We start from the raw sequence: 25,355 nt of genomic DNA on the forward strand, positions 1-25,355 counted from the left end.
GATCTTCAGCCGGCAGAGGTCACTTTGTGTATCACCACTCTTGAACCAGTTTTCACTATTCTGTCTTCAGTGTATATTTCATCGTCAACAACCACCACATGTTCTTCGGAATTCAAGCCGAGTTTCTTCAAGATCTCTTTAACTGTCAGTGACCTTTCAAATTCATAGATTTTCCCTTGATAAAGTACAGTTATATGATCCACACCAGATCACCGTTGTTCAAAAGCGCGGCATTTGCCTCGTCGGTGTCAACATGAAATTCCAAAGCAAATTTCTCGCTGACTCTTATCAAAACATCATCGAATATAAGTTTTCTGCCCTCTTTTTCGCATATGACTTTTACGATATCTTTGTCCTTGACACCGTAGTGTTCTGCGTCTTTTGGGTGCATGTGAATATGCCTTTTTGCGATTATGACTCCCTTGTTCTTTATAACTGTTCCTTTTGGCCCAACGATGACTATCCCGGGTGTAGCCTCTATATCACCAGAGTCTCTCACAGGTGGGTTGACACCTAATTTGAAAGCATCGGTCTTTGAGATCTCAATCTGCGTTTGATTTCTCACAGGTCCAAGCACCCTCACCTGTTCGATCGCACCTTTTGGACCTACGATGATGACCTTCTCGTCTGCTGCGTATTGTCCTGGTTGACCGAGGTCTTTGATGGGTTTGAGCTCGTAACCTTTGCCGAACAACAGATCAAGGTCCTCTCTCGAGAGATGCACATGTCTGTTGCTCACACCAACTACTATGCCTGGTTCTTTTCTATTCATCTGCCATACCTCCTCTGTAAGGATTTATCAGTGCCGTTCTCTTCTGAACGATTATTTGATCTGGCACAGCCGCTCTGATTTTAACAGGACCCCTTCTCACACTGAGCCATCCCAATCCGGCTATTGCTAACTCTTCTCCTGCAGTCAGTTCGAACTCCCTTTCACTCCACTTGAGAGATTCAAAAGATGGTTCTTTCGGTTTACAAGGTGGAACTAACAACCTTCCATATTGTCTTTTCCACAGATCATCGGCTTTTTCAGAATTGGTCAAGTGAAACTTCACACCTTCGCTTGCGAAGATCTGAAAGATCGGTGCGAGTTCCGTAGAGAAAATAATCTGTAGCTTGCACATTCCACCCAGAAAGATAACTGTATCTCTCTGTGGTTTGAAGGTCTTTCTACTCAAGTGCTTCTCAGCGACAATCTGTTTTTGGCAATTAGGGGGTAACAGATCGATCACGCGGTGCTTTGTCAGAATTCCTGGAGAATCGTATATAACAGTTTTATTCATTTTGGCGCTTATCAGACCAAGTGTAGTTCCAGGAAATGGTGTGATACTGATGTCTGCACCCGTCAAAGCATGTACAAGAGATGATTTTCCAACATTCGTCACACCCACAAAGAGTATTCTGTTGAAATCGCTCAACCTCGTGGCAAGTCTTCTGATACCATATTTTCTGAGTGTACTGGTCAAATAGATTCCCTCGATTCGTTCGTCTTGAACTCTCTGCAGACTCCAATTTTCAATCTCTTGTATCGTCACAGCTCTTGGTAGAAGATCGATCTTGTTCACGACGAGTATCTTTCTGGAATCTTTCAGAATCTCAGATAGTACTGGCTCATGACTGCCCTCGAAATCTGTTATGTCCACAACCCAAACGATTACCTCGAAATCTTTGACAATCTTCAAAAGAGAGTTGGTGAAACTCTTCGAAATTATGACTGGCTCCAATTTTCCATAGTGTCTTGCTCTGAAACACCTTTGACAGAGTATCTCTTCACCTTGCTCTTTTCTTCTTGTGAATACTTCAAGTGGTATGAAACCTGGCTTCTTTTCATCATCGTGTTGTATCTGTGCGCCACAGCCCTTGCATTTCACAGTCATCACCTTTTTCTCAGAAAGAGGAAAAGCACTCTCTCAAAAACTCTTAGCACCTTTGTGCCAAAGAATTCAGTTTTGCTCAGCGGCTTCACCTTTACAGTGTATGCTCCAAGCAGATTTCCTGCTAAGACATCGGTGAAGATCTGATCACCTATTAAGACAACACGCTTTACATCGATACCTTGACTCAGCAAAGACTCCTTTATCTTCTTTGTGAAAGGTTTTCTCACCCTCCAGATCACATCCACGCCGTCTAAGGAGATCTGCCTTGGTTTGCCATTTGACGCTATGATGATCTTGCCATTCGAACTCAATATCTTCTTCAAAAGTAGTTGAAATCTCTCTTCTATCTTTTGGCTTCTCCAATAACCAAGTGTGTTGTCGAAATCGAAGATAAAGACATCTCTGCCGCTGTTGAAAAATCTATCCACATCAAGTGACGAAAGATCCTCCAGAAATTCCTGTGGGAGCAGTTTTCTAAATACGCCCATCGTTTTTCTTGCAACTCACTATCTCGAAATCGATATGATCTTTGACTGTTTCAAGAAAACTCAAAAGATCTTCCAAGAGATCGCCGGGAACTAATATTCTCAGAAGGCCGTCCTCGTACTTTCTCAGATTCACCAAGTTGTCTTCTGCTTCGAGTATGTAGCCCAATTTGTGTACGTCTTCTTTGTTTATTCTCAGATAAAGATCATACTCCATGAGTTATACCTCCGTGATTAGTATAAGCCAGAAGATTTACGTTTAGTGCGAACTTTCAGAAAAAATCTGCGCCAATCTTTCCAATGCTTGTAGCTCACAACGGCAAAATTCCCAGTATACAAGGCTAATACGTGAAAATCACCACTCAAAGTTTTGTAGAAAACAAAAACACCCAACACCAAAAAACCAATCAAAACTCTAAAAGAGTCTTCTTCAACGGTCGTCCTTCTCTTGAAAAGACTGAACAAACTGAACACCGTGCCAAGGATGACTGGTCCTTGCCATTTGGTTAGTACAGACCAAGCACCAAAGGTTGTTGCCACCGCCTTACCCCCTTTGAATTTGAGCATAGGGGAGAAGGCATGTCCCATCACACCAGCCAAAGCGGCAACGGCTATCGTGTATTCATTTTTTATCAAGCCCAGCAGAATGAACAGAAAGAGTGGAAAGGTTCCTTTAAAATAGTCAAGAGCAAGTGCAGTAATTCCCCATTTGAAACCTTTGGCACGCCAGAGATTCGTTGAACCTGGATTTGAATCTCTGACCTTGGACAGATCTACACCCAGTTTCTTGGCAATTATATAGGAAAACATTACAGATCCAGAGAGAAACTGCAGAACTATCACCAAGAAATCAAACATCTATCTTCCTTCCTTTCCACGTGACCTTTCTTAGGAAAATTGCTTTGAAAAGCGATGAGAAAAATACAAAAAGAAAGAAACCGTAAGAAATAGGATAAAAGACAGTGTCCAACAATGTGTAGTCACCCGTTCTCCGACCTACCACAAAAAGTTGCAGAGCGAAGAGAAAATAATAAAAAAACATCTTCAAGTTGAAAAGGTTCACTGCTGCCGAGTACAACCCAGCGATCCAAAAGAAGAGTAGAAAAAAATGCACTCCAGAAGATCTCGCGCCGAGCGACATGTTTTTCGTAAAACCTTCAAACATCTGTTTGATACCAAGTGGATACATACGAAACCTAACAACTTTTCCTCCGAGAAAATTGTTTACCTTCAGACCATGTTTTAGAAAGAGCCTGCCAAGTTTTATGTCTTCGAGAACTCCATCTCTGACCGCCGAATGTCCCTTTGTTCTCTCATAGTTTTCTCTGCTGGTTACGATGACAGGTCCGTACGCACCGATTGGTCTGCGATTGAAGATGAAAAAGGAGCCAATCGAGGCTATAACTATAAGATTGAATGGCAAAGTCAAATGTTCGTAAAACCTTTCAAACCTTTGATGGGGCCAAACTGCCAAAAGTCCCCCTTTCACATGATAGAGAGAGACCAAGGTTTGAATCGCGTTTTGATCAGGTTCCACATCTGCATCCATGAAGATCAAAATCTGTCCTTTAGAACTCTTATAGCCATTCCAGCACGCCCAAGATTTACCAACCCACCCTTTTGGCGGTTCGTCAAGAAGATCTATTAGCCTTACTCCCTCGTGCTGCAGAACAAATTCCCTTGTTCTGTCTGTGGAATTGTCGTTGACCACTATTATTTCCATGTTGCTGTAGCTCTGAGTTTTCAAAAGTGCCAAGAGCTTCGACAAATTCACTTCTTCGTTTCTTGCTGGTATGATCACAGAAACAAAGGGTGTGTATCTTGAGTTTTGTTCTGTCAAGAATTTCATTCTTGCAAAGAGCAACCAGCCTATCATCCAAGAACTAATCAACAAGAGGTGTTCAAAAGTGACTCGAATCATTTGTTTCACCTCAAAATTGCACCATTTTACAAAAATATCTTAACACGAAAATTCAATCTCTTTTGTTCAAAAGATCATTCAAAACGATCGATAAGATAGTCTATAATGAAGTTGAAGGGAGGTCGGAAAATGAAAGTTGTATTTTTGAAGGATGTAGCGGGTGTCGGGAAAGCAGGCGAATTGAAAGAAGTAAAGGATGGATATGCGAGAAATTATCTCATACCAAGAGGACTGGCGATACCTGCAACTGAAGGTGAGATAAAGAGAATCGAAAACGAGAAAACAACAAAGATTCGCAAAGAAGATCTAACAAAGAAGAAGAGCGAAGAAATGCTTAAGGCTCTTCAGAGACAAGTGCACAAAGTTTACGTCAAAGTTGGTGGCGGTGGAAAACTCTTCGGTGCATTGACTTCGGTTAGTCTTTCGGAGGTGCTCTCAAAGAATACCTCCTTGGAGATAGACAAGAAGTGGATCCATCTTGAAAAACCCATCAAAGAGGTAGGACTGTACGATGTTGAAATGCATTTACCTGGAGGTGTCAAAGGAACAATCAAGATCGAGGTGCTGGGCGAAGAGAAAGGGTGAGTGTACTGTTACTGGAAATATATTCAAAGGCTCTGTACTCAACTTGGGTTTACTATGCACCTGAAAGGATTCTTTTCGACGCAGGTGAAGGTGTTGCACTCACGATGTCCAACAGAATCTACGCAATTAGGCATATCTTTCTAACTCATGGTCATATAGATCATATATCAGGTTTATGGACGATCATCAACACACGCAACAATTCGATGGGTGACAGAGAAAAGCCGTTGATGGTCTATTACCCAAAGGGTAATAGTGCCATAGAAGAATGGCTTGAGTTCATAAATAAAGCGAATAACGATCTGAGATTTGAACTGATCCAGTTGCCTGTTGTGGCAGGAGAAAAAGTCTTTCTGAGGCAAGCAGGCGGTTTCGCAAGATACATAGTGCCATTCAGAGTAAAACACACGATACAGGATTTCAGTCTCGGGTATAATGTAATTGAGACTCGAAGAAGGTTGAAAAGTGAGTACAGGGATCTCCCAGAAGACGAAATAAGCAAGCTTTCACGAACTCTTGGGCCAGATGAGATCACGGAAGTCTATGAAAAAAAGATATTGACGATATCTGGAGATACCTTCGGCATTGACCCAAAGGACGCACAAGATAGTGAAATCTTGGTACACGAATGCACATTTCTGAAAAGCAGCGACAGAAAGATGAATGCACACGCTTCACTTGAAGAGGTAATAGAAATAGCTTGCCAAGCCAATGTCCGCAGATTGATCTTGTATCACATATCTTCCAGATACAGCGGCAAAATAGAGAAATACCTGAAGAATTTGGGAGAATCTGTGAATTTCGAGATACACTACGTTGACCCCGAAGTGGTGTTCACACTTTGAAAGGGGTGGTTGTTGTGGAACCATTTGTGGTCTGGCTGATCTTTGGTGTGTTTTTTGTGATAGCGGAGATTTTCACACCCACCTTCTTCTTGCTTTGGTTTGGCATAGGAGCTTTTGTTGCCTCGGCAGTTAGCATCGTTTTTGGGACTCTGGTTCAGGTCATTGTTTTCATAGTCGCTTCTGGTATCTTAGTGGTCTTGACAAGGCCCCTGACGAAGAATTTGACGAAACAAGAACCTCGTAAGATACACATCTATGAGATAATAGGCAAAACCGCTACTGTGGTTGAAAGTATCGATAACGACAAAGGCACAGGTTTGGTAAAGGTGAATGGTGATATCTGGAGAGCGTATTCAAGCGACAACTCAGTCGTTCCAGAAAGTGAGAAGGTCAGAATAATAAAGGTCGATGGCGCACATTTGATTGTTGAAAAACTCAAAGGAGGTGAAGAATGATGTTAATAGCCCTTGGTGTTATTGCCGTTTTGATACTTATAGTTGCTGCAACCGGTATCAGAATAGTCAGACCCTACCAGCGGGGATTAATAGAAAGACTGGGAAAGTTTCACCGAGAGGCAGGACCTGGTATACATTTTATCGTACCATTCTTCGACAGAATGACGCGCGTTGATTTGAGAGAAATGGTCATAGATGTTCCTCCCCAGGAAGTGATTACAAAAGACAACGTTGTTGTAACAGTCGATGCGGTGATCTACTATGAAGTCACCGATGCATACAGAGTTGTGTACAACGTCAACAACTTTCAATTTGCGACTTTGAAGCTCGCTCAGACGAATTTGAGAAACGTGATCGGAGAACTGGAATTAGATCAAACCCTCACGTCGCGAGAGAAGATAAACACAAAACTGAGAACGGTTCTCGATGATGCCACCGACAAATGGGGTGTTAGAATAACCAGAGTCGAGATAAAGAAGATCGATCCACCCAAAGATATTACAGACGCGATGAGTAAACAAATGAAAGCAGAAAGAACAAAAAGAGCAGCGATTCTCGAAGCAGAGGGTGTAAAACAAGCCGAGATTCTAAAGGCTGAAGGAGAAAGAAACGCAGCAATACTGAGAGCTGAGGGTGAAGCAGAAGCCATCAAGAAGGTTGCCGAAGCAAACAGATTCAAACTCATCGCAGAGGCGCAGGGGCAAGCAGAGGCTATCATGAATGTCTTCAAAGCGATTCACGAGGGGGCACCTACGAGTGACCTCATAGCGATAAGATATCTTGACGCATTGAAAGAGATTGCAAACGGCAAGGCAACAAAGATATTCTTGCCGATGGAAGCTTCTGCCATTTTGTCGAGTCTGGCAGGCATAGCTGAAGTGTTGAAGAAAGAGCCTGAGGGAGAGGAGAAAAAAGAAGGGTGAAAGAGTTTTTAAAGGATTTCGTGATGGGGTTGATCTATTCATTAACAGGCATAGGGATTGCCCTGCCAATTGTGTGGGCTGATTTCTCGGGAACGGCTAACATGACGCTTGTTCCCTTTTCGTCGATAAATGCACTCGTAACACTTGGAGTGTTGCTCACCTACACATCAACCTTTGGTCAGTATGGTGTTAGAGATTTCTTCGTTTGTGTTCTCATTGCCTTTCTGTTTCACATAGGGAGACTATCTGTATATCTCGAAAACGAAGACAAGAGATTCAGGGTGTTCTTTCTGACTATGGGTTTCACAAAGAAAGAGTATGTAACCACATATCTTTTGAAAAGATCTACCAAAAGAAACTTGTCCTCTGTTTTGATCTGTTGGGGTTTGTTCACAGCAGTACTTGTTCTGAACAGAGTCTCGCCCAGCCATGAACTGAGCAAACTCATTTTGGGCCTTCTGCTCACTATCTTGGGATTTACCTCTTCTTTACTGGACAGAAAAGAATAAATTCCGACCAAGATGGTAGAATATTAATGTGATGAAAATCGGGAGGTGCAACAATGGCATTGATAAATCAGAAGGATGCAAAGTATTTGGAAAAGGTCTTTTCCGAACAACTGAAGGACCCAGTGAAGATTTTGATCTTCGTCGATGATGCAAGTGAATGTGAGTACTGTGACGTCACAAAACAGGTACTCGAAGAACTTTCTGCGATCGACAATAAGATCGAGATGTATTCTTACCATGTCAAAAAGGACAGAGAGATAGCACAGCAATACGCGGTTGAATTGACACCTGCAATTGTGTTGCTTGACAAAGATGGAAATGACACAAGAGTGAGATTTTACGGGATCCCATCTGGTCATGAGTTCTCCAGCTTGATACAAGACATAATAGCCATTTCGACAGGAAAACCACCTTTCTTCAACAGCCAGCAGATAGAGAGCATTCGTTCAATAAAGAATCCTTTGAATATAAAAGTCTTTGTCACGCCAACATGCCCTTATTGCCCAAAGGCAGTGCTCATGGCACATAGTGCCGCGATGATAAACCCCAACATAGTCGCAGAGATGATAGAAGCGAATGAATTTCCAGAACTCAGTATGAAATATGGAATCTCTTCGGTTCCACACACATTTGTAAATGACGAACACAACTTTGTAGGAGCTTATCCAGAAAATGCTTTCATTCAAGAACTGTTGAAAACGGCTGGTGAGAACTGAGATGTTGTTTGATTTGGGTAGAAGAGATGAAATAAGAGACTATTATGACGTTATCACAGTAGGGGGAGGACCAGCCGCCCTCGGGGCGGCGGTTTACGCCAAACGAGCAGGTTTGAGTGTGCTTGTTGTCGAAAAGACAGTTGAAGGTGGCCAGCTCAATCTAACTACTTATATAGACAACTATCTTGGTTTCCCGTCGATCGAGGGGCAAGAACTAGCAAGAAAAATGAAAGAACACGCACAGTTGCTTGGTGCAGAGTTTCTGGGCACCCAAGTACAAGAACTGATACTGAATGAAGGGGAAAGAATTGTGAAAACCGAGGATGGACAATCGATAAGCGCAGGTGTGGTAATGATCGCAACCGGTGCAGAGCCTAAGAAACTGCAAGTTCCAGGAGAGGAAAGATTCACAGCCAAAGGTATATCGTATTGTGCTACTTGTGACGGATATTTTTTCAGAGACAGAGATGTCGCCGTTATAGGCGGTGGAGATACAGCCATAAATGATGCTCTGTATTTGACAAAGATAGCAAGATCAGTTACGGTGGTGCACAGACGAGATAAGCTCAGAGCAGTCAAGATACTTCAGGATAAAGCTTTTGCAAATCAAAAGATCAAATTTGAATTCAACAAGATCGTCGAGAGTTTCCAAGGTGACAACAAACTTCAGGAAATAGTCTTGAAAGATACAGTAACAGGTGATTTGAAGAGACTGAAAGTTGATGGTGTTTTCATTGCGATTGGCCTTAGGCCGAATTCCGACTTGGTGAAGGGTTTAGTACAAACCGATGAAAATGGTTACATAGTCACCGATGAATGGATGCAGACAAGTCTTCCCAGAGTATACGCGATAGGCGATGTGAGGAAAAAGAGTGTGAGACAGATAATAACGGCAGTCTCAGATGGAGCCATAGCGGCAATACACGCTGCCGAGAACTACTTTTCATGAAGATTTGTTCAAAGAGATGAGTACTTATCTTCTCAAGGTAGACAGATCGTTTCTCATGATCAATTCCAAGTAATAAGCTGGTTCAGTTTGATTTTGAACATAAATCCATCGCTGCATGTACAGAATCTGAGTTTCTCTATGGATCATCAGAAGTCTTCTTTCGTTGTCCTGTGCCAACCGAGGGACTACTACTTGTTCAACCTTGGATATTGATAGATCTGTTTCATTGATAAGTATTTTCGCAATTGATTTTGATAGATCTTTTTCGTCGAAGATCGGTGCTATCTGTGGGTGAAGGTAGGAATCTTCAACAGCTATGGGTATGTCATCAACATAGCGGAGCCTCGAAACATAAAGGCATTCTGTTGTTTCTTTGTATCGAAGCTTGCGTTTGAGTTTCTCGCCCAAGTCTATGCGCTTTTTCTGCAAGACCACGTTTTTTGAGAGAATGTTCAAGGTTTCCAAAGCATAACTCAAGCTTATTAGTGGTTCAAAACCGATGGAGGGCCTCATTTTCCTCACAAAGGTTCCTGTTCCATGTTTCTTCACAAGAAAGCCTTCCAGAACGAGACTATCTATAGCCGCTCTAACGGTGGCTCTGCTGACTTTGTAGGTTTTCATAAGATCAAATTCTGAAGGGATCTTTTCTTCCTCTTTCCAGTGACCAGCGAGTATCTTGTCTTTCAATTCCTGTTTTAACTGAACATAAAGCGGTATATCACTCATTTTGTCTATCAACTGATCACTTCCCAAAAATGTCAAAGATTTCTGTTTATTAATTATACTCTATACTGAACAACTAAAACCTTTTGCAAGCTCGCCAAGAAAATATAAAGGCGGACATAGCGAGAATTGACTAACGGTGCCCTTTCCTATACTGATAAGAGTGTATATCGTGATACAATCATAGATGATACATCGGGGGTGATTGGTATTGGCATTTGACTTTGTTGACTTCAAGATGACAAAAGAAGGTCTTGTGTTGGTGATAAAGGACTACGAAGATTTTGAAACAGTCGCACATCAACTCACATCGCGCATATCTCAAATGAGTGGTTTTTTTGCAACTGGTGACAAGATCATGCTGATGATTGAGAACAACGAAAAACATTCCCAGGATATGCCGAAGATAGTTTCCATCATAAAGCAAATGGGCTTGGAAGTGTCGCAAATACTGATGGGAGCAACAGCGGGTGAAAGTATAAATGTTCGTGGAAGAATGAAGATGGTGCAAGAGGGTGAGACGAAATCGGGGACGAAGGTCATAAAGAAGAATCTTCGATCCGGCCAGGCTCTGATACACCCCGGAGATGTCATAGTAATCGGCAATGTTCACTCTGGCTCTGAGATCATGGCGGGTGGTTCTATAGCAATCTTCGGCGAGGCAAAAGGTATCCTGCGAGCCGGATTGAACGAAGGTGATCAAGCAGTTATAGCTGCTCTGTCTATATATCCCACCTTGATTCAAATCTCTGGACACATACTCAGAGAGATGGAGCCTTACAACGAACCTGTTGTGATACACGTGAAGGAAAACAAAGTTGTCGTTGAGAAGGCAAGAGATGTAAAATTCCAGTAGAGGAGTGATGAAGTTGGATGCAAAAGAACTCATAAAACAGCTTTCAACCCTGGATGGTCCCTCTGGTTATGAAAGAGATGTATTGAGGTTCATAGAAAGTCAGATCAAACCTTTTGTTGATAGGGTATGGTACAACAAGGTGGGCACGTTGATTGCACAGAAAGATGGCGCGGGAAAGGGAAAACTTGGGATCTTTGCACATGCCGATGAAATTGGGTATGTTATCGCGAAGATAGAAGATGGATCTTTTGCGAGGATTGAGATGATCGGTGGAGTTGATCCGAAGGTTATCTTTGCCCAGAAAGTCAAGATCTACACGAGGAATGGTGTAGCTAAAGGAATAGTTGGTGTACTTCCACCACATCTCCAGAAAGAAGAACACCGAAGCAAGGTGCCGAGTTTTGACAGAATCTTTGTCGATTTTTCTTGTAGCGAGGCAGGCAAATATGTTTCGGTTGGGGATATCTGTCTCGTCGATACAAAACCAGTTGAGATGAACGGAAAGCTCTGTGGTAAGGCAATGGACAACAGAGCCGGATGTGCTTCGTTAATCTTGGCGGCAGAGTTGTTGAAAATGTTGAGAAACTATCAAGATGTGTATTTCATATTCTCAAGTCAAGAAGAAGTAGCAGGTCCTGGGGCTGTTTCGATTGCGTACGAGCTGAAACTCGACAGAGCAATTGTTGTCGATGTAACTCACGCAGATGTGAAAATACCAAGTTTACCTCAGATCAAAATGGGTGAAGGACCCGCTCTTTGTGTGGGTCCTGTCATAGACATGGAGTTTCAGTCAAAGTTGCGTGAAATTGCAGAGAAAAACAACGTCAAAACTCAAATAGAACCGGCACCGGGTAGATCTGGAACCGACACAGACGATGTGCAACTCACAGGAAGTGGCATAAGAACAGCTCTCATCTCGATTCCGTTGATGTACATGCACACTCCGGTAGAGATTTTGGATCCAAAGGATGTTGAAGAAACTTCAAGGCTGTTGGCTTTAGCGACAACGATTCAATGAAGGAGGGATCATCTTGTACCTGAAAGAGCTGACGGAGTTGGACGGTGTATCTGGTAATGAACGATTGGTGAGAGAGTTCATAAGTGAGAAAATAAAAGATAAAGTCGACGATATGAAGACAGATGTCCTTGGTAATCTCATAGCTTTCAAGAAGGGAACTAAGGGCAAAAGGAAGATAGTCTTGGCAGCACACATGGACGAGGTTGGTTTCATGATAACGAATATCGAAGACGATGGCACTCTTTCCTTTGCCCCAGTTGGTGGTGTTGAAACCCAAGTTATGCCCGGAAAGGTTGTCAGAGTCAATGGAAAGATCTTCGGTGCGATCGGCTACAAAGCGATTCATCTACAAGAGAAAGATCAAATCCTTAAACCACCATCGATCGATCAACTTAGAATCTACATTGGTGCAAAATCAAAAGAGGAAGCGTCAAAGTTGGTGAAGATTGGAGATTATGTTTCTTTCACAACTGCTTACAGTGAAGAAAACAACCGAGCGGTTGGTAAAGCCTTTGACGATCGTGCTGGTTGTTCCGTTTTGATGGAGATCGCACAGATGAACGAGCGTTACGAAGACGATCTTTACTTCGCCTTCGTTGTGCAGGAAGAAGTTGGGCTCAGAGGTAGCGCAGTTGTGGTAGAACAGATTCACCCAGATATAGCTATAGTAATAGAAGGTACCACAGCCGGTGATGATCCTGAGCTTCCAGAGTACCAATGGGCAACTCATCTTGGAGATGGTCCTGCAATAACTTTTATGCACAGAGGTTATGTGGTGAATAAAAGGGTTTATGAATCCATAGTAGCAGTTGCCCAAAAGCATTCAATACCTCATCAAGCAAAGAGAAGAACGGCAGGTGGAACCGATGCCGCGCGTTTTGCAAGAACAGGTGCTGGTACTGCGGCTGGAGTTGTCTCTGTTCCTTCGAGGTACATTCACAGCCCCGTCTCGATGATCGATTTGAATGACTACAGTAACACGGTTCTTTTGATTAGAAAAATACTCGAAGAAGGGGAGGCATTTGCAAGATGATAGACCTGATCAAAGAATTAACGGAGGCTTATGGTCCAAGTGGCAGAGAAGAAGAGGTTCACAGTCTGTTGCTTCGCGAACTGGAAGGTCACATTGATGGTTACAAATTTGACAATGTTGGAAACTTGTTGGTGTGGAAATCGGGTTCCAGTGGAAAGAAGATTCTCCTTGATGCACATGCAGATGAAATTGGTCTTGTCGTGACGAATATTGATGATAGGGGTTTCTTGAGGGTCGAGAGCGTTGGTGGTGTACCACCTCATGCTTATGTTGGACACAGGGTTCGATTTCCCAACGCTGTTGGTGTTGTCTACGTAGAAGGAGAAACAGAAGAAGAAAGAAAGAAAAACTTCACCAGCTTGAATCTCGACAACATGTTTGTCGACATAGGAGCAAGAAATCGTGATGAAGCGATGAAGATAGTACCAATAGGTTCTTTTGGTGTGTACGATTCTTATTTCTACACAAACGGTGATCTACTCGTAAGCAAAGCTATGGATGATCGTGTAGGTTGTGCAGTGATCGTTGAGGTTCTCAAAAGAGTCAAGAAACCTCTCAACACAATCATAGGATCTTTTACAGTTCAAGAAGAGGTTGGACTGATTGGTGCATCTGTAGCGGCTTATTCCTTGGTGCCTGATGTGTGTATTGCAATTGATGTGACAGACTCTTCAGATTACCCGAAATCCTTCAAAAGACACTCGATGACTTTGAGAAAGGGACCGGCGATAAAGGTCAAAGACAGGGCTTCGATAAGCAACAGAGAGATCGTTGAGAAACTTGTTCAAATTGCAGAACAGGAAAAGATTCCGTACCAGATGGAAGTACTCACCTTCGGGGGCACGAACGCAGCAGCTCTTCAGAGAACCAGAGCAGGAATACCTTCTGCGACGGTTTCGATTCCAACAAGGTATGTACACTCTCCGAGTGAGATCGTCTGTTTGGAGGATGTTCATAATGCCGTGGAATTACTTTTGAATTACGCGGGGAAGGGAGTGTAAAGGTGCCGAAAGGTCAAATTCGACTGACCGAAACTCAAGCTCGAATACTTGCAATACTGATCATTTTGTTGAGTGTTGGATTTGTCAGCTTTACGCTCGCAACATTTTTTGTGCTGAAGACTCGTTCGCAGATCCAGGTGGAGATAATCGAATTGCCACCACCCAAGATTGAGGTACCAACCAGTACCAGTACTACGAACCAGTCGACAGAATATGTCACACCTGCTCTTTACAGAATAGAAGAGTTTGACTACAGAAAACTGGTTACTCAAGCGACGGAAGTTGTTGAAAGAGGGGCAGCTTTGTCTGTTTATATTCTGCAATCAGATGATGCCCTTAAGCTCATCAGAGGTTCGAATCTGCCCTTTTTGATCTGCCAATCTTCCAAAGACGCTTACACCGTGGCAATCGTCGGTGAGTACAGTTTTCAAGGTCTAACTCCCATGCGCACTCTTTATGGTGTCTTGGTACTCTCGGTGGTTAACAAAGAAGCAGCTCTTGAGAGGACACTCGCCCTTAGAAGTGCTGGTTATCCAGCTTATTTGATGCATTTTGTGCGTGATGGGCGCGACTGGTATTCGCTCGTTGTTGGAGCCTTCAGTGAAGTAAACGGTGCGGAAGATTTCAATGCAAAACTCAATTGGACAGAAGTGATGAGGATCGCTGGCACCCAGCGGCCTGGATATGTGGGGCGTGTAACGCCTTGAAGCTTTCGGTCAGCGAAAAGAGGCTCATTTTTCTGGCTTTTGTTGGTTTGTTGATCATCTTGGGCTTTGCCCTCGAAAAGAACTATGGTAAGACTGAGGAAAGCCAACATGTTGTGGCGAGAAAGACCGTAGAATTTCCGATAGACGTCAATTCGGCATCTTATGAGGATTTGCTCGAAATACCTGGGATTGGTCCTGCTAAAGCAAAGGCTGTAATTCAATTCAGGGAACAAAACGGACCATTTGCCACAGTTGATGACTTGACTAAAGTCTCTGGCATTGGTAGAGTTACCGTTCAGAGAATTGCACCTTATGTCAAAGTTGAAGGTGCAGTCATTACCGAGAGGACGAAGAAAATAAATGTGAACAAAGCGACGGTGGAAGAACTGATGCAGCTGCCAGGAATTGGAGAGGTTAAGGCAAGCGAGATTATCAAATTCAGGCAACAAAGAGGGATTTTCAGCAAGCCGGATGATCTTCTCCAGGTTCCGGGAATCGGTCCAAAAACACTCGAGAAGATCAAAGACATGATAACATTTTGAGGAGGTGTTTGTGTGAAAAAAACCACTGTACTCTTGGCTGGTGTACTTCTTGCGATGGTTTTGTTGTTCTTGTACGGAGCCACACAAAACGGTCTTAGGGTTGTGTTTGTGGACGTGAACAAGATTACCCAGGAATACCCAAAGATGATCGAACTCAACGAGCGTTACAAGACGGACTTCCAGTACTACCAAAACAAGTTGAACGAGCTGACTAAGGAACTGGAAAGTATGCAAAAGGCAGGGGCTTCACAGGCGGAGCTGGAGAAAAAGCAGGCAGATATACTTGCAAGAAAACAGCAGTACGAGCAGCTTTTGCAGAATGAGTATCAGCCAAAGATGCAGCAGGTGATCGAAGAGATCGCTAACAAGGTAGACAAATTTGCAAAAGCCATGGGTTATGACTATATCTTGAGTAAACAGGCACTTGTTTATGGTGACGATGCCTACGATATCACAGAGCAGCTTGTGAAATACCTGAAATCGCAATGAACAAGATAGAATGCCATGGTCTTGTAAAAAGGTTTGGTAGAAAGATCGTCGTCGACCACGTTGATCTGCAAGTTGAGCAAGGTGAGGTCGTCGGTCTCTTGGGTCCAAACGGTGCTGGTAAGACGACGATCTTCAACATGATTTTGGGCGTCGTCATTCCCACAGAGGGCAAGATAATATTTTCCGGGACAAATATCACCAATATTCCTGTTAGCCGAAGGGCAAGATTTGGAATCACTTATCTTCAACAAGAAACTTCTGTTTTCGGTGGTATAAAGGTCTTTGAGAATGTCGAACTGGTTCTGAGATTCTACGTAAAGGACCCTATGAAGAGAAAAGATAGGACAGAAGAACTGCTGAAAGAGTTTGGTATATGGGAACTCAAAGACCAATACGCGAGCGATCTATCTGGTGGAGAGAAAAGACGCTTGGAACTTGCACGCATGATGGCGCTCAACCCATCTTTCTTATTGCTTGATGAACCGTTCGTCGGAATTGATCCAAAGACAGTAAAAGACATTCAACATATGATTCGTTCCTTGAAGGCGAGGAACATCGGTATCATAGTCACCGATCACACGGTCGATGCTTTAGCGCAGGTGGTGGATAGACTCTACATAATTCACAAAGGAAAGATCATCGCACAAGGAGATCCACAAGAAGTACTTCAAGATAAAACGGTTAAGGAGGTCTATCTCGGCACATGAATGTCGCGGTTGTTGGATACTCTGGTTCTGTTGAGCGCGAACCCGTTTTGAGGATAGCAGAGCTTTGTATCAATCTTGGCAAGGCACTTGCCACGAATGGCCATACGGTTTTCTGTGGTGGGAGAGATGGTGTAATGGAACTCGTTTCAAGGGGTGTCAGGGAAGCTGGTGGTACAGTTGTAGGGGTTCTTCCGGTGCACGAGAGTGGTAACGAACACCTCTCTTTGAGAATTAAAACCCCTTTCGACAATATAACGCGTTCTTTGGTGTTGATCGAGAGCAGTGATGTCATCGTCTCGGTTGGCGGTGAAGTTGGTACAGCTGTAGAAGTACTTATGGCTTATGCAAGGGCTAAACCGATTATACTATTGCTTGGTAGTGGTGGTTGGACTGACAGATTTTCAGAGGTTCTCATTGATGACAAATATCTTGATTCAAGAAGAAACGTAGCTGTTTTGAAAGCGAGAACCGTTGAGGAAACCATCAGAATAATCGGAGACATTGGGAGGCAAGTGAAATGAATGACGTGCGACTCAGGTTTGCACCAAGTCCGACAGGTCATCTTCACGTTGGTGGTGCAAGAACTGCTCTTTTCAACTGGCTGTATGCCAGAAAGATGAACGGAAAGTTCATTCTGAGGATAGAAGATACAGATCTTCAGAGGTCGACAAGAGAATCTGAAATGGCCATCATTGAATCTCTGAAATGGCTTGGCATTGACTGGGATGAAGGACCAGATGTTGGTGGAGAATTCGGGCCCTACAGACAAAGTGAGCGTGTGACAAAAGGCATATACGATCATTACGCTCAGCTATTAGTACAAAAACAGATGGCTTATTACACCGTTTATGACAAAGTAGACAGGAAAAAACCTATTCTAAACTCCTTTGAGTATCCAAAATCTTATGCAGAACAAGGGCACGATATAACTGTTTCGTTCAAAGTGCCAGAGGGAATCACAAGATTCTACGATCTTCTAAAAGGTGACATGGAGTTTCAGAATTCAACGATCGAAGATTTTGTGATGATAAAGTCTGATGGTTTTCCAACTTACAACTACGCTGTCGTAATCGATGACCACTTGATGGGTATCACACACGTGTTCAGGGGTGAAGACCATCTGTCTAACACTCCAAAGCAGGTGATGCTTTACGACGCTTTTGGCTGGGAATATCCCAAGTTCATGCACATACCGCTGATTCTTGGATTTGACAGAACACCTTTGAGCAAAAGACACGGTGCAACTTCCGTCGAACATTTCAGAGGCATTGGCATACTGAACAAAGGACTGATGAATTACCTTGCTCTACTCGGTTGGAGTGTTGGAGAAGAAGAAATCTTTGATGTAAAAACCAAGCTTGAAAGCTTTGATCCATCGAGTATATCCAACAAGGGAGTTGTCTTTGATCCTCAGAAACTCGAGTGGGTAAACGGTAAGCACATGAGAACTATGGAAGTTGAGAGACTTTGGGAAGAGTTTGTCGAATGGACTCAGTTCACCGGCAAAAAGGTGCCTCAAATAGAGAAAGAGTACGCACTGAAAGTGATATCTATATGCAGAGAAAAGGTCAACACACTTTCACAGCTTTATGATCTGGCTTATCCATTCTTTTTTGATGATTATCCCTATGAAGAGAAGCTCATTGATGAGTATCTCAAGGCTCCGTATGCAGGAGAATTACTGAAAAAGGCACTTGAATCTTTCAGTCAGCTCGATGATTGGTCTGTTCAAGGTACTGAGAAGGTCTGTAGATCACTCTCAGAGCTTCAGATTGCTTCTAAAAACAAGGTCTTTCAACTGCTCAGGGGCACAGTAACTGGCAAGCTCGTCACGCCTGGTCTTTTTGAGACCTTAGCTGTACTTGGCAAAGAACGCGTTGTTGAACGCATTCAAAGAACGATATTGCAAGTCAAAAATTGAACAAGCGTGATTAGTCCTCTCGTAAGGTTGCAACGGAGTGTTACAATCAAACTTACACATCCATCTTTGGGGGGATGAATATTCTATTCATTGCTCGTAGCTATGGATTGCTGGTGAATCCACGATCTTTGAAGCAAACCAGTTGTACAACCGTTCTGCGTTTGCAAGAATCCTTTCGAGAAATCCTTGAATTGTGAGTTATTTTTCCTCACCCTTACTTCCTTCATCCTTTGAGGAACGATGGGAACCAAGTAGAGACTCTGAAAGCTCTCATTTCAAAATTTCTTGATCTTTCTAAATGTGGTCTAAAAATCCGCTCAGTAGATTGAAGATGAGGTTGTCAATCAAATTGAGGAGGTGAAGGTTGTGAGGTTTAAGTTGTTCATGGTTCTGGTGTTGGTAGTTTTGTTCAACGTGGCTGTTTTCGCTCTCAACGTGATCTTCTTGGTCGGCGATGGAATGGCTGCAAATCAGTTACTCCTCGCAAGCATACTTGAAGCAAGAGTTCTTACAACCATGACACTGCCTTACACTGGTTTGATGACCACCTATTCCTCAGATTCATGGGTCACCGATTCGGCTCCAGCTGGAACTGCGCTCTTTGCAGGTTACAAGACTTTGAATAAGGCGATCGGTGTTCTTCCAAATCGCGAGTCAGTACCATCAATCTTTGAGATTGCAAAGAACGCAGGCTACAGAATCGGTGTTGTAGTGACCTGTCAAATAACTCATGCGACACCGGCAGCAGTCTATGGCCATGTTTCAGATCGAAACGATGAATTGACGTTAGCAAAACAGTTTGCCGATTCTGGATTAGTTGATGTTGCTTTCGCTGGAGGCTGGCAGTGGTTCTTGCCCGAAAGCAAGGGTGGCGTTAGAAAAGACGGTCTTGACTTGATAGAGCTGCTCAAATCAAAAGGGTATCAGTACATAACAAATGCAAGCGAGCTTAAGACCATTTCTGCCCAAAAGGTTCTGGGACTCTTTGCTAAGAATTACCTTGAGCCAGTCTCCGATAGACCATCTAATCAACCCACACTCGACGTGATGACAGCAAAGGCGATTGAATTGCTTTCAAGTGACGATAGACCATTCATGCTGATGGTTGAAGGCTCACAGATCGACTGGGAGGCTCACGCAAACGATTTCTACGGTGTCTGGAAGGAAGTTGTGGAATTTGACAGAGCTGTGAAAGTGGCATTAGATTTTGCAAGAAAAGATGGCAATACTCTTGTTGTTGTCACCGGAGATCATGAAACCGGTGGACTTTCGCTGTCAAAGGGAGGTTACACCATAAACGTTGCTCAGGCAAGGAATGCAAAGGGTACAACCACAATGTTTTTGAAACAGTACAACATTGCTGACAAAGAAAAGTTCGTCGCTGGATTGAAAGAATGGTATGGAATAGAGTTGAAAGATTCTGAATATGAGAGCCTTTCCAAGATTTCTCCGAACAATCTAATAAGAAGAGAACTGGCAAGATTTGTTGGTGAAAAACTCGGTTTTGGTTGGACGACCTTCGATCACACTGCTGGGGTTGTCCCCGTCTATGCCTTTGGACCAGGTGCAAATATCTTTACTGGTTTCATGGACAACACAGACATAGCCAGATTGATTTTGAAGGTTACATCTTTGAATACCATCAACTTCCCAAAGACTGGTTCTGTAGCAGGATACTGATTCAACAAAGGCCACGCCCAGAACGGGCGTGGCCTTACCTTCTTTCATCTCACGAAAACTGTTTCTCTTGTGCCCAAGTTTGTCCAGATGAGATAATCTCCAGGTTGTGTCAGAGAAAGAGTGAAAGAGACGTTCTGTCTTTCGAGTGGAGGTACGATCAAATGCTTGATTTCAGCGGGGTTTTCTTCAACATAAACAGCGACTTCTTTTTCAAAAGAAAGCACTCCTTGGTTTTTGATTGTCAGCCAGATTGATAGTTTTTCTCCCACATTTAACAATCTCTTTGACAAAACCATCGAGCAGTTGATCTCTTCTGAGATAGCTGGTTGAACCTTCCACAGATTTCTTTCATCTGAGAGTTCTGTTGGTTTTATCCTAAAAGCATAGTGATACGGTTTTGCTCTTAGAATGTATTCTTTATGCGGTAATGCTCCCCAGCTGTTGTCTCCTCCAAGTCCCATCTGTTTGTAATCAATGTTCACACTCACAAAGTCCTGCATGTGTAATTCGTTTGTATGATTGGCTTTTTCCAAATCTTCGATGGAAAACGGCAGCACGCTGAAATCTACGGTAGGTAGTCCCCCTACAAAAAGAGCATAACTTTTATCTGTTATCGAAAACCATCTCACATCGCTTCTGTTGCCTGTTTCCTGAGGTCTCACATATCTGTGAAAGAACTCGTCCACCGTGCTTGTGTAGATTCCAAAGATACCGCTTTCTTTTCTGTCTTCGTATGTCTCGTGTGGTCCTCTGCCATACCATCTCACAGTTCGAAAGTCCTTAGGCATCTTCAACTGCAAGCCAATTCTTGGAATCTCTGGCAAGTTTTTATTTGGGAAGATAACATAATCTACCAAGATATCGTTGCTGCCAAAGATTGTGTATGTCAAATACAGCCAAGAATCTTGCGGCAGTTGATAAACTGTCGAGAGAATCACTTTGTTCCCTGTTTGCTGGCAGAGGATCTTCTGAAGCCTTCTTGAGGAGCTTGCGTCTTTCCAAACTTTGAGTCTTTGTGGCATTCTGTTCCCAATGTCATTGTCTGTGGGTGCTCTCCAGAAATTTGGCATTAAAGGCTCATACAAGAGCTCTTTGCCCTTGAAATTGATGCTTTCGAGAAGACCGCTGAGTTTGGAAAACCTCACGATCATCTCTTTTGTTCTAATAAGGTAATGATTAGAGTCTTCTTCAAGATTCACCTCTTCCATGATGAGCTTTCTCTCAAAAACAGGTGCTTTCAAATGAAATTGTTCCCAGGCAACCACATGGTCCATCGGTGCCCAAGGTTCTTCTTTAAGCGTGAGAAATTCGACCTGCAAGAAATACTCTGCATCTTCTTGAAGAGAAGGAAGATCAATTTGCAGCAAAGTACTTTCACCTGGTGGTAGATTTATTCTAAATTCACCGTTTGCGATCTCTTCACCGTCTTTTTTCAGACGCCAAATTCCTTTGAAGTTCTCCAGATTGGTGAAGATATATTTGTTCTTGATCTTGATTGTATTCCTACTGACAGCTTCAATGTCGATGTACTGGTATACTTTCTTGACCTCGAAAAGTTCTGGCTCACAAGTTCTATCAGGTAAAACGACACCGTTACAGCAGAAATTACCATCATTCGGCTGATCGTTGAAATCTCCACCATATGCCCAGAATCTATTGCCTTTTTCATCAACTTTTTCTATGCCTTGGTCTACCCAGTCCCAGATGCACCCACCGTGCAGATAAGGATTGTTTTCAATCAGTTCCCAGTAATCTTTCAAATTTCCAACACTGTTGCCCATTGCATGTGCATATTCACACATTATCAATGGTCTTCTCTGTTCCTCAGAGGCGTATTTCAGCAGTTCGTCGAAGGAAGGATACATGACAGAGACTACGTCCAAGTAATATCCATTCCCTGGTCTGTCAGTCCCCAAGGGTGCATAGTGAACTAATCTGGTGTTGTCTCTTGATTTTATCCAAAGTGATGCTTCTTCGAAGTTCTTACCATCTCCTGCTTCGTTGCCAAGAGACCAGAAGACAACACTCGGATGGTTTTTGTCTCTTTCCACCATGCGCTGAACTCGATCAAGATGTGCCTTTTTCCACTCAACCTTGTTTGCGAGAGTGATCTTTTCGTCCCAACCAATGCCATGAGATTCAACATTTGCCTCATCTATCACAAAGAGTCCATAGTAATCGCAAAGATCGTACCACTTCGTTTGATTGGGATAGTGAGATGTTCTGACGGTATTTATGTTGTGTTGCTTCATCAGTTTGATGTCCTGCACCATTCTCTCAACGGTTACTGAATGCCCTCGCTGTGGATCAAATTCGTGGCGATTCACACCCTTCACGTAGAAAGGTTTTCCGTTGAAAAGAAGTTTGCCATCTTTCACTTCTATTTTTCGAAAACCAAAGTTGATCTTCTTTCTATCTTCACTCAGCTCAGCACACAAGACATACAGCCAAGGTGTCTCGGCGGACCACTTCAGAGGCTTTTTCACATCGAAAGCAAAAGAGAGAGTTTCTTCACCTTCCACTTCGATTTCTTTTTTCAAAAGAACCTCTTTCTTGTTTTCTGGAGTTATCAGCGATAAGATTAGAGTTTCTTGCTTCTTTTTACCAAGCAAGTTCCTCAAATCAATATCAACAAAGATCTTTGCATCTTCATAGTTTTGATCCAATTCTGTTCTCACAAAAAGATCTCTTATGTGTACCTTCGCAAGGGCATACAGGTACACATCACGATATATTCCTGCAAACCACCACATGTCTTGATCTTCCAAGTAACTTGCATCGCACCACTTCAAAACCAGTGCTGTTAACAGGTTTTCCCCAGGTTCTACAAAATCGGTCACCCTGAACTCGGCAGGGGTACAACTATCTTTACTGAAACCGATTTCCTTTCCGTTGATCCAAACCTTCAGAAAAGATCTCACACCCTCAAAGTGTAAGAAGATCTCTTTGTCAAACCAATCATTGGGAACAATGAAGCTCTTTCTGTACACACCTGTTGGGTTGTAATCATGTGGAACATACGGTGGGTTGGCGGCAAATGGGTATACGACATTTGTGTATATAGGTTTGTCATAACCTTGAAACTCCCAGTTGGATGGTACTTCTATTTCATTCCAAGTAGAGTCATCAAAGTTTTTTTCTTGAAAAGCTTCTGGAACCTCAAAGGGGTTCTTGGCAAGGATGAATTTCCATCTTCCGTTCAAAGAAATGAACTGTTCTGGATATTCCCACTTCATCTCTTTGAAGTTGAAGTACGGTATGAAAGTGCAATGTGGTCTCTCGTTGCCTTCACTGGTCAGCTGTGGGTTTTCCCATTCGTACATCATCAGACCTCCTCAAGACAGTTTCTACCGCAAAGTGTAATTCAAATCTTATAGATTCTATGAGTATTTTACCCAATTTATTGGGTAGTTCTGCGGTGAACAAGAGGGTATTTAGAGGCAGTTTTGTCTTTGATGAAACAAGAAAGCTGAGCTTTCCAACAAAGAACTGTGAAGCTCAAGAATTCAAAAGATTCGTGCCTTTCTCTTGTAGAAAAAATCGCTCTTTGAACGGGTAGTTCGTTTGAGAAAGATCAGTCTGTTTTCAACAACGCAAAATCGTCTATCCACGCCCAGTTACCGCTGTTTGCGTCCACGTCTATGGTGATTGTGATTCTTCCACTGGTCACCTTTATCTCATCAATCTTTGGATTGTTCCATTTCAGCCAGCCTGTGTTTGTTATGTTTAGAGTCTTTTCCTCACCACCATATTCGCTGATTATCAGGCGAAGATGATTTTCTCCACCGCCACCGTGAATCCAAAAAGAAAGTTTGTAGGTTCCATTGGGTAATTCTACGGTCTGATAGAGTTTAAAATTGAAGGGTTTGTCAAGCCAGTAGTTCAGCGCATACTTTCCGTTGTGCGCATTGACTGGTGGACTTGCTATGACTACCTTCACCGCTTTTGTTTCACCTTCAACCTTGCAGGGATCGAGTGAAGCTGCTTCAAAGCTCGGATTTACAAGATAATTCTCCACGGCGTCTGCCTTCGCTGTTCCTCTCACCGTTACCTTTGCCCTCAGTTCTGTGCCATCGTTCAACGTGCCTTTCAAGAGATATTCTCCAGGTTTGTAGATCATCTCTTCGAGCGAAGAAAGATCCCATAGTACTGGTACTGTCTTGATGGAATCGTTCGAGAAAACAACTCTGATCTCTTCAGGCAGCTGAGGTTTTTGCCCAAGAGCTGTTTCGATGGAAGGCTCGTCGGCTTGCAAAACTTGCGGGGAAAGATAAACTTCATCTTTCAGAATCTGAGAGAAGATATCCAAAGATGGTAATGCGTCTCCATTGAAATAGAACAAAGCCTGATTCTCCCACGGATTACCTTCGTTGGTCTTCCAGCCAGCTCCCTTGACTGGTATCCATGTTCCCTCCCAGTAGAAAAAGCCAACTCCAAGATCGTTCGGCACCTGTCGGAGAACCTTAGCCAGATCTATCAAGAACGATCTTTGACCTTGAATCGTAGGAAGATAACCAGCCTGTTCAGCCATCGAGATGTGCCCAAAGATGTTGGGATGTTCATCTGCATCTTGAAGCGTCCAGGCATAGGCAGTTTCGACAATAACAATCTTCTTGCCATATCTCTTTGCAAGATCGTTCAAGTTTTCTTGCAGATCTTCCAAAGTACCATGCCAGTAAGGATAGAAAGAAATGCCTATCAGGTCAAAATCTACATTTCGTCTAATCATCTCATCGAAGAACCATCTGAACAGTTCATTGTTACCGCCTTCTGCAAGGTGTATCATCACCGTTATCTGTGGGTCAAACTCTCTCACAGCTCTTATTGCTTCTTTCAACAATCCTGTGAAACCTTCAAAGCCTCCAGCTCCTGCACCCACTATCAGACCATCGGGCCAGAGAAAGCCGTTGTTCACTTCGTTGCCAATCTGCACCATATCTGGTGATGCATCATGCTCTCTCATATAGGTGAGCACATCTTTTGTGTATTCATACACTGCATCTTTTAAGTCTTCACCGTGCAAATCTTTCCATGCTTTTGGTTTGTTTTGTTTGCCCGGGTCAGCCCACCAGTCACTGTAGTGAAAGTCCAGCAGGACCTTCATACCAAGTGATTTAGCTCTCTTTGCGATCTCTGTCATATTAACGTGACTGCAGTTTCCCCCACCCAGTGGTTTTCCATCTTCATCTGTCGGATCGTTCCAGACCCTGAGTCTTATCCAGTTCACACCTTTGTCTTTTAAAATCTCCAGACAATCTTTTTGTTGCCCGTTCTCGTAGAATTTGCCTCCTAATCTCTCAATTTCATACAGCATGGAAAGGTCTACACCTATTATGAACTCTTCAGTTGGTTTCATGATTCCCATACAAGAAAGAGAAATCAAAAGCAACACCAAGATAGTTGATCTCATCGA

Annotated in this window: 28 protein-coding genes; 18 read left to right on the forward strand and 10 right to left on the reverse strand. The window is 43.1% G+C overall.

Annotation, left to right across the window (positions count from 1 at the left end; genetic code table 11):
- Positions 1-5: 5 nt before the first annotated feature.
- From ACSFC1_RS02225 to ACSFC1_RS02255, 7 genes are read right to left on the reverse strand one after another with little or no spacing between them, the layout of a single operon-like run.
- Positions 6-203, reverse strand: coding sequence for a MoaD/ThiS family protein (locus ACSFC1_RS02225; protein WP_435564498.1), 198 nt, complete (start codon positions 201-203; stop codon positions 6-8).
- Entirely contained in the window at positions 191-772 is a 582-nt protein-coding gene (locus tag ACSFC1_RS02230; protein WP_435564499.1) for a phosphate propanoyltransferase, read from the reverse strand. Before ACSFC1_RS02230 ends, ACSFC1_RS02225 begins: the two co-directional genes overlap by 13 nt.
- Positions 765-1,877 carry a ribosome biogenesis GTPase YqeH gene (gene yqeH, locus ACSFC1_RS02235; protein WP_435564500.1) on the reverse strand — a complete coding sequence of 371 codons (1,113 nt, stop codon included), beginning with the start codon at positions 1,875-1,877 and terminating at the stop codon, positions 765-767. Before yqeH ends, ACSFC1_RS02230 begins: the two co-directional genes overlap by 8 nt.
- Positions 1,877-2,365, reverse strand: coding sequence for a YqeG family HAD IIIA-type phosphatase (locus ACSFC1_RS02240; RefSeq protein ID WP_435564501.1), 489 nt, complete (start codon positions 2,363-2,365; stop codon positions 1,877-1,879). Before ACSFC1_RS02240 ends, yqeH begins: the two co-directional genes overlap by 1 nt.
- Positions 2,352-2,579 (reverse strand): DUF4911 domain-containing protein, encoded by a 228-nt coding sequence (locus ACSFC1_RS02245; RefSeq protein ID WP_435564502.1) that lies wholly within the window; start codon positions 2,577-2,579, stop codon positions 2,352-2,354. Before ACSFC1_RS02245 ends, ACSFC1_RS02240 begins: the two co-directional genes overlap by 14 nt.
- Before the next feature lie 17 nt (positions 2,580-2,596).
- Positions 2,597-3,220: a glycerol-3-phosphate acyltransferase gene (locus tag ACSFC1_RS02250; protein ID WP_435564503.1), complete on the reverse strand. Its 624-nt coding sequence runs from the start codon at positions 3,218-3,220 to the stop codon at positions 2,597-2,599.
- Positions 3,213-4,283, reverse strand: coding sequence for a glycosyltransferase (locus ACSFC1_RS02255; protein ID WP_435564504.1), 1,071 nt, complete (start codon positions 4,281-4,283; stop codon positions 3,213-3,215). Before ACSFC1_RS02255 ends, ACSFC1_RS02250 begins: the two co-directional genes overlap by 8 nt.
- Positions 4,284-4,412: 129 nt before the next feature.
- On the opposite strand from ACSFC1_RS02255, the gene rplI reads away from it, so the two are divergent.
- The 7 genes from rplI to trxB are packed head-to-tail and all read left to right on the forward strand — an operon-like array spanning position 4,413 to position 9,265.
- The gene (rplI, locus tag ACSFC1_RS02260) at positions 4,413-4,868 is read left to right on the forward strand and encodes a 50S ribosomal protein L9 (protein ID WP_435564505.1); all 456 of its coding nucleotides are present in this window, start codon (positions 4,413-4,415) and stop codon (positions 4,866-4,868) included.
- Positions 4,869-4,873: 5 nt separating this feature from the next.
- Complete coding sequence (locus ACSFC1_RS02265; RefSeq protein ID WP_435565967.1) at positions 4,874-5,713, forward strand: MBL fold metallo-hydrolase; 840 nt, start codon at positions 4,874-4,876, stop codon at positions 5,711-5,713.
- Positions 5,714-5,718: 5 nt separating this feature from the next.
- On the forward strand, positions 5,719-6,168 hold the full coding sequence (locus tag ACSFC1_RS02270) for an NfeD family protein (RefSeq protein ID WP_435565968.1): 450 nt from the start codon (positions 5,719-5,721) through the stop codon (positions 6,166-6,168).
- On the forward strand, positions 6,168-7,091 hold the full coding sequence (locus ACSFC1_RS02275; protein ID WP_435565969.1) for an SPFH domain-containing protein: 924 nt from the start codon (positions 6,168-6,170) through the stop codon (positions 7,089-7,091). Before ACSFC1_RS02270 ends, ACSFC1_RS02275 begins: the two co-directional genes overlap by 1 nt.
- The gene (locus tag ACSFC1_RS02280; RefSeq protein ID WP_435564506.1) at positions 7,088-7,600 is read left to right on the forward strand and encodes a hypothetical protein; all 513 of its coding nucleotides are present in this window, start codon (positions 7,088-7,090) and stop codon (positions 7,598-7,600) included. The genes ACSFC1_RS02275 and ACSFC1_RS02280 overlap by 4 nt, the downstream gene beginning before the upstream one ends.
- Positions 7,601-7,653: 53 nt before the next feature.
- Complete coding sequence (pdo, locus tag ACSFC1_RS02285) at positions 7,654-8,316, forward strand: protein disulfide oxidoreductase (protein WP_435564507.1); 663 nt, start codon at positions 7,654-7,656, stop codon at positions 8,314-8,316.
- Between the two features lies 1 nt (position 8,317).
- On the forward strand, positions 8,318-9,265 hold the full coding sequence (gene trxB / locus ACSFC1_RS02290; protein ID WP_435564508.1) for a thioredoxin-disulfide reductase: 948 nt from the start codon (positions 8,318-8,320) through the stop codon (positions 9,263-9,265).
- 24 nt (positions 9,266-9,289) lie between these two features.
- Here trxB and ACSFC1_RS02295 read toward each other — a convergent pair whose 3' ends face one another.
- Complete coding sequence (locus tag ACSFC1_RS02295; protein WP_435564509.1) at positions 9,290-10,003, reverse strand: GntR family transcriptional regulator; 714 nt, start codon at positions 10,001-10,003, stop codon at positions 9,290-9,292.
- Positions 10,004-10,226: 223 nt separating this feature from the next.
- Between ACSFC1_RS02295 and minC the strand changes: the two genes are divergently transcribed.
- The 11 genes from minC (at position 10,227) to ACSFC1_RS02350 (ending at position 19,942) form a co-directional block, all read left to right on the forward strand.
- On the forward strand, positions 10,227-10,844 hold the full coding sequence (gene minC / locus ACSFC1_RS02300; RefSeq protein WP_435565970.1) for a septum site-determining protein MinC: 618 nt from the start codon (positions 10,227-10,229) through the stop codon (positions 10,842-10,844).
- Between the two features lie 7 nt (positions 10,845-10,851).
- Positions 10,852-11,862, forward strand: a complete 1,011-nt coding sequence (locus tag ACSFC1_RS02305) for a M42 family peptidase (RefSeq protein WP_435564510.1) — start codon at positions 10,852-10,854, stop codon at positions 11,860-11,862.
- A 13-nt stretch (positions 11,863-11,875) separates the two neighbouring features.
- Entirely contained in the window at positions 11,876-12,895 is a 1,020-nt protein-coding gene (locus ACSFC1_RS02310; RefSeq protein WP_435564511.1) for a M42 family metallopeptidase, read from the forward strand.
- Complete coding sequence (locus tag ACSFC1_RS02315) at positions 12,892-13,896, forward strand: M42 family metallopeptidase (protein WP_435564512.1); 1,005 nt, start codon at positions 12,892-12,894, stop codon at positions 13,894-13,896. Before ACSFC1_RS02310 ends, ACSFC1_RS02315 begins: the two co-directional genes overlap by 4 nt.
- A gap of 2 nt (positions 13,897-13,898) precedes the next feature.
- The gene (locus ACSFC1_RS02320; protein WP_435564513.1) at positions 13,899-14,603 is read left to right on the forward strand and encodes an SPOR domain-containing protein; all 705 of its coding nucleotides are present in this window, start codon (positions 13,899-13,901) and stop codon (positions 14,601-14,603) included.
- The gene (locus ACSFC1_RS02325) at positions 14,600-15,145 is read left to right on the forward strand and encodes a ComEA family DNA-binding protein (protein ID WP_435564514.1); all 546 of its coding nucleotides are present in this window, start codon (positions 14,600-14,602) and stop codon (positions 15,143-15,145) included. The genes ACSFC1_RS02320 and ACSFC1_RS02325 overlap by 4 nt, the downstream gene beginning before the upstream one ends.
- Positions 15,146-15,157: 12 nt before the next feature.
- The gene (locus ACSFC1_RS02330) at positions 15,158-15,634 is read left to right on the forward strand and encodes an OmpH family outer membrane protein (protein ID WP_435564515.1); all 477 of its coding nucleotides are present in this window, start codon (positions 15,158-15,160) and stop codon (positions 15,632-15,634) included.
- Positions 15,631-16,341 (forward strand): LPS export ABC transporter ATP-binding protein, encoded by a 711-nt coding sequence (gene lptB / locus ACSFC1_RS02335; RefSeq protein WP_435564516.1) that lies wholly within the window; start codon positions 15,631-15,633, stop codon positions 16,339-16,341. The genes ACSFC1_RS02330 and lptB overlap by 4 nt, the downstream gene beginning before the upstream one ends.
- Positions 16,338-16,862 (forward strand): TIGR00725 family protein, encoded by a 525-nt coding sequence (locus tag ACSFC1_RS02340; RefSeq protein ID WP_435564517.1) that lies wholly within the window; start codon positions 16,338-16,340, stop codon positions 16,860-16,862. Before lptB ends, ACSFC1_RS02340 begins: the two co-directional genes overlap by 4 nt.
- Positions 16,859-18,262, forward strand: a complete 1,404-nt coding sequence (gltX, locus tag ACSFC1_RS02345) for a glutamate--tRNA ligase (protein ID WP_435564518.1) — start codon at positions 16,859-16,861, stop codon at positions 18,260-18,262. The genes ACSFC1_RS02340 and gltX overlap by 4 nt, the downstream gene beginning before the upstream one ends.
- Before the next feature lie 366 nt (positions 18,263-18,628).
- Positions 18,629-19,942: an alkaline phosphatase gene (locus ACSFC1_RS02350; RefSeq protein WP_435564519.1), complete on the forward strand. Its 1,314-nt coding sequence runs from the start codon at positions 18,629-18,631 to the stop codon at positions 19,940-19,942.
- Positions 19,943-19,986: 44 nt separating this feature from the next.
- On the opposite strand, the gene ACSFC1_RS02355 is transcribed toward ACSFC1_RS02350, so the two are convergent.
- Positions 19,987-23,268: a glycoside hydrolase family 2 TIM barrel-domain containing protein gene (locus ACSFC1_RS02355; protein ID WP_435564520.1), complete on the reverse strand. Its 3,282-nt coding sequence runs from the start codon at positions 23,266-23,268 to the stop codon at positions 19,987-19,989.
- Between the two features lie 248 nt (positions 23,269-23,516).
- Positions 23,517-25,352, reverse strand: coding sequence for a glycosyl hydrolase 53 family protein (locus ACSFC1_RS02360; RefSeq protein WP_435564521.1), 1,836 nt, complete (start codon positions 25,350-25,352; stop codon positions 23,517-23,519).
- Positions 25,353-25,355: the final 3 nt, after the last annotated feature.

Source organism: Pseudothermotoga sp. U03pept (assembly GCF_051235805.1).
GTDB lineage: Bacteria > Thermotogota > Thermotogae > Thermotogales > DSM-5069 > Pseudothermotoga_B.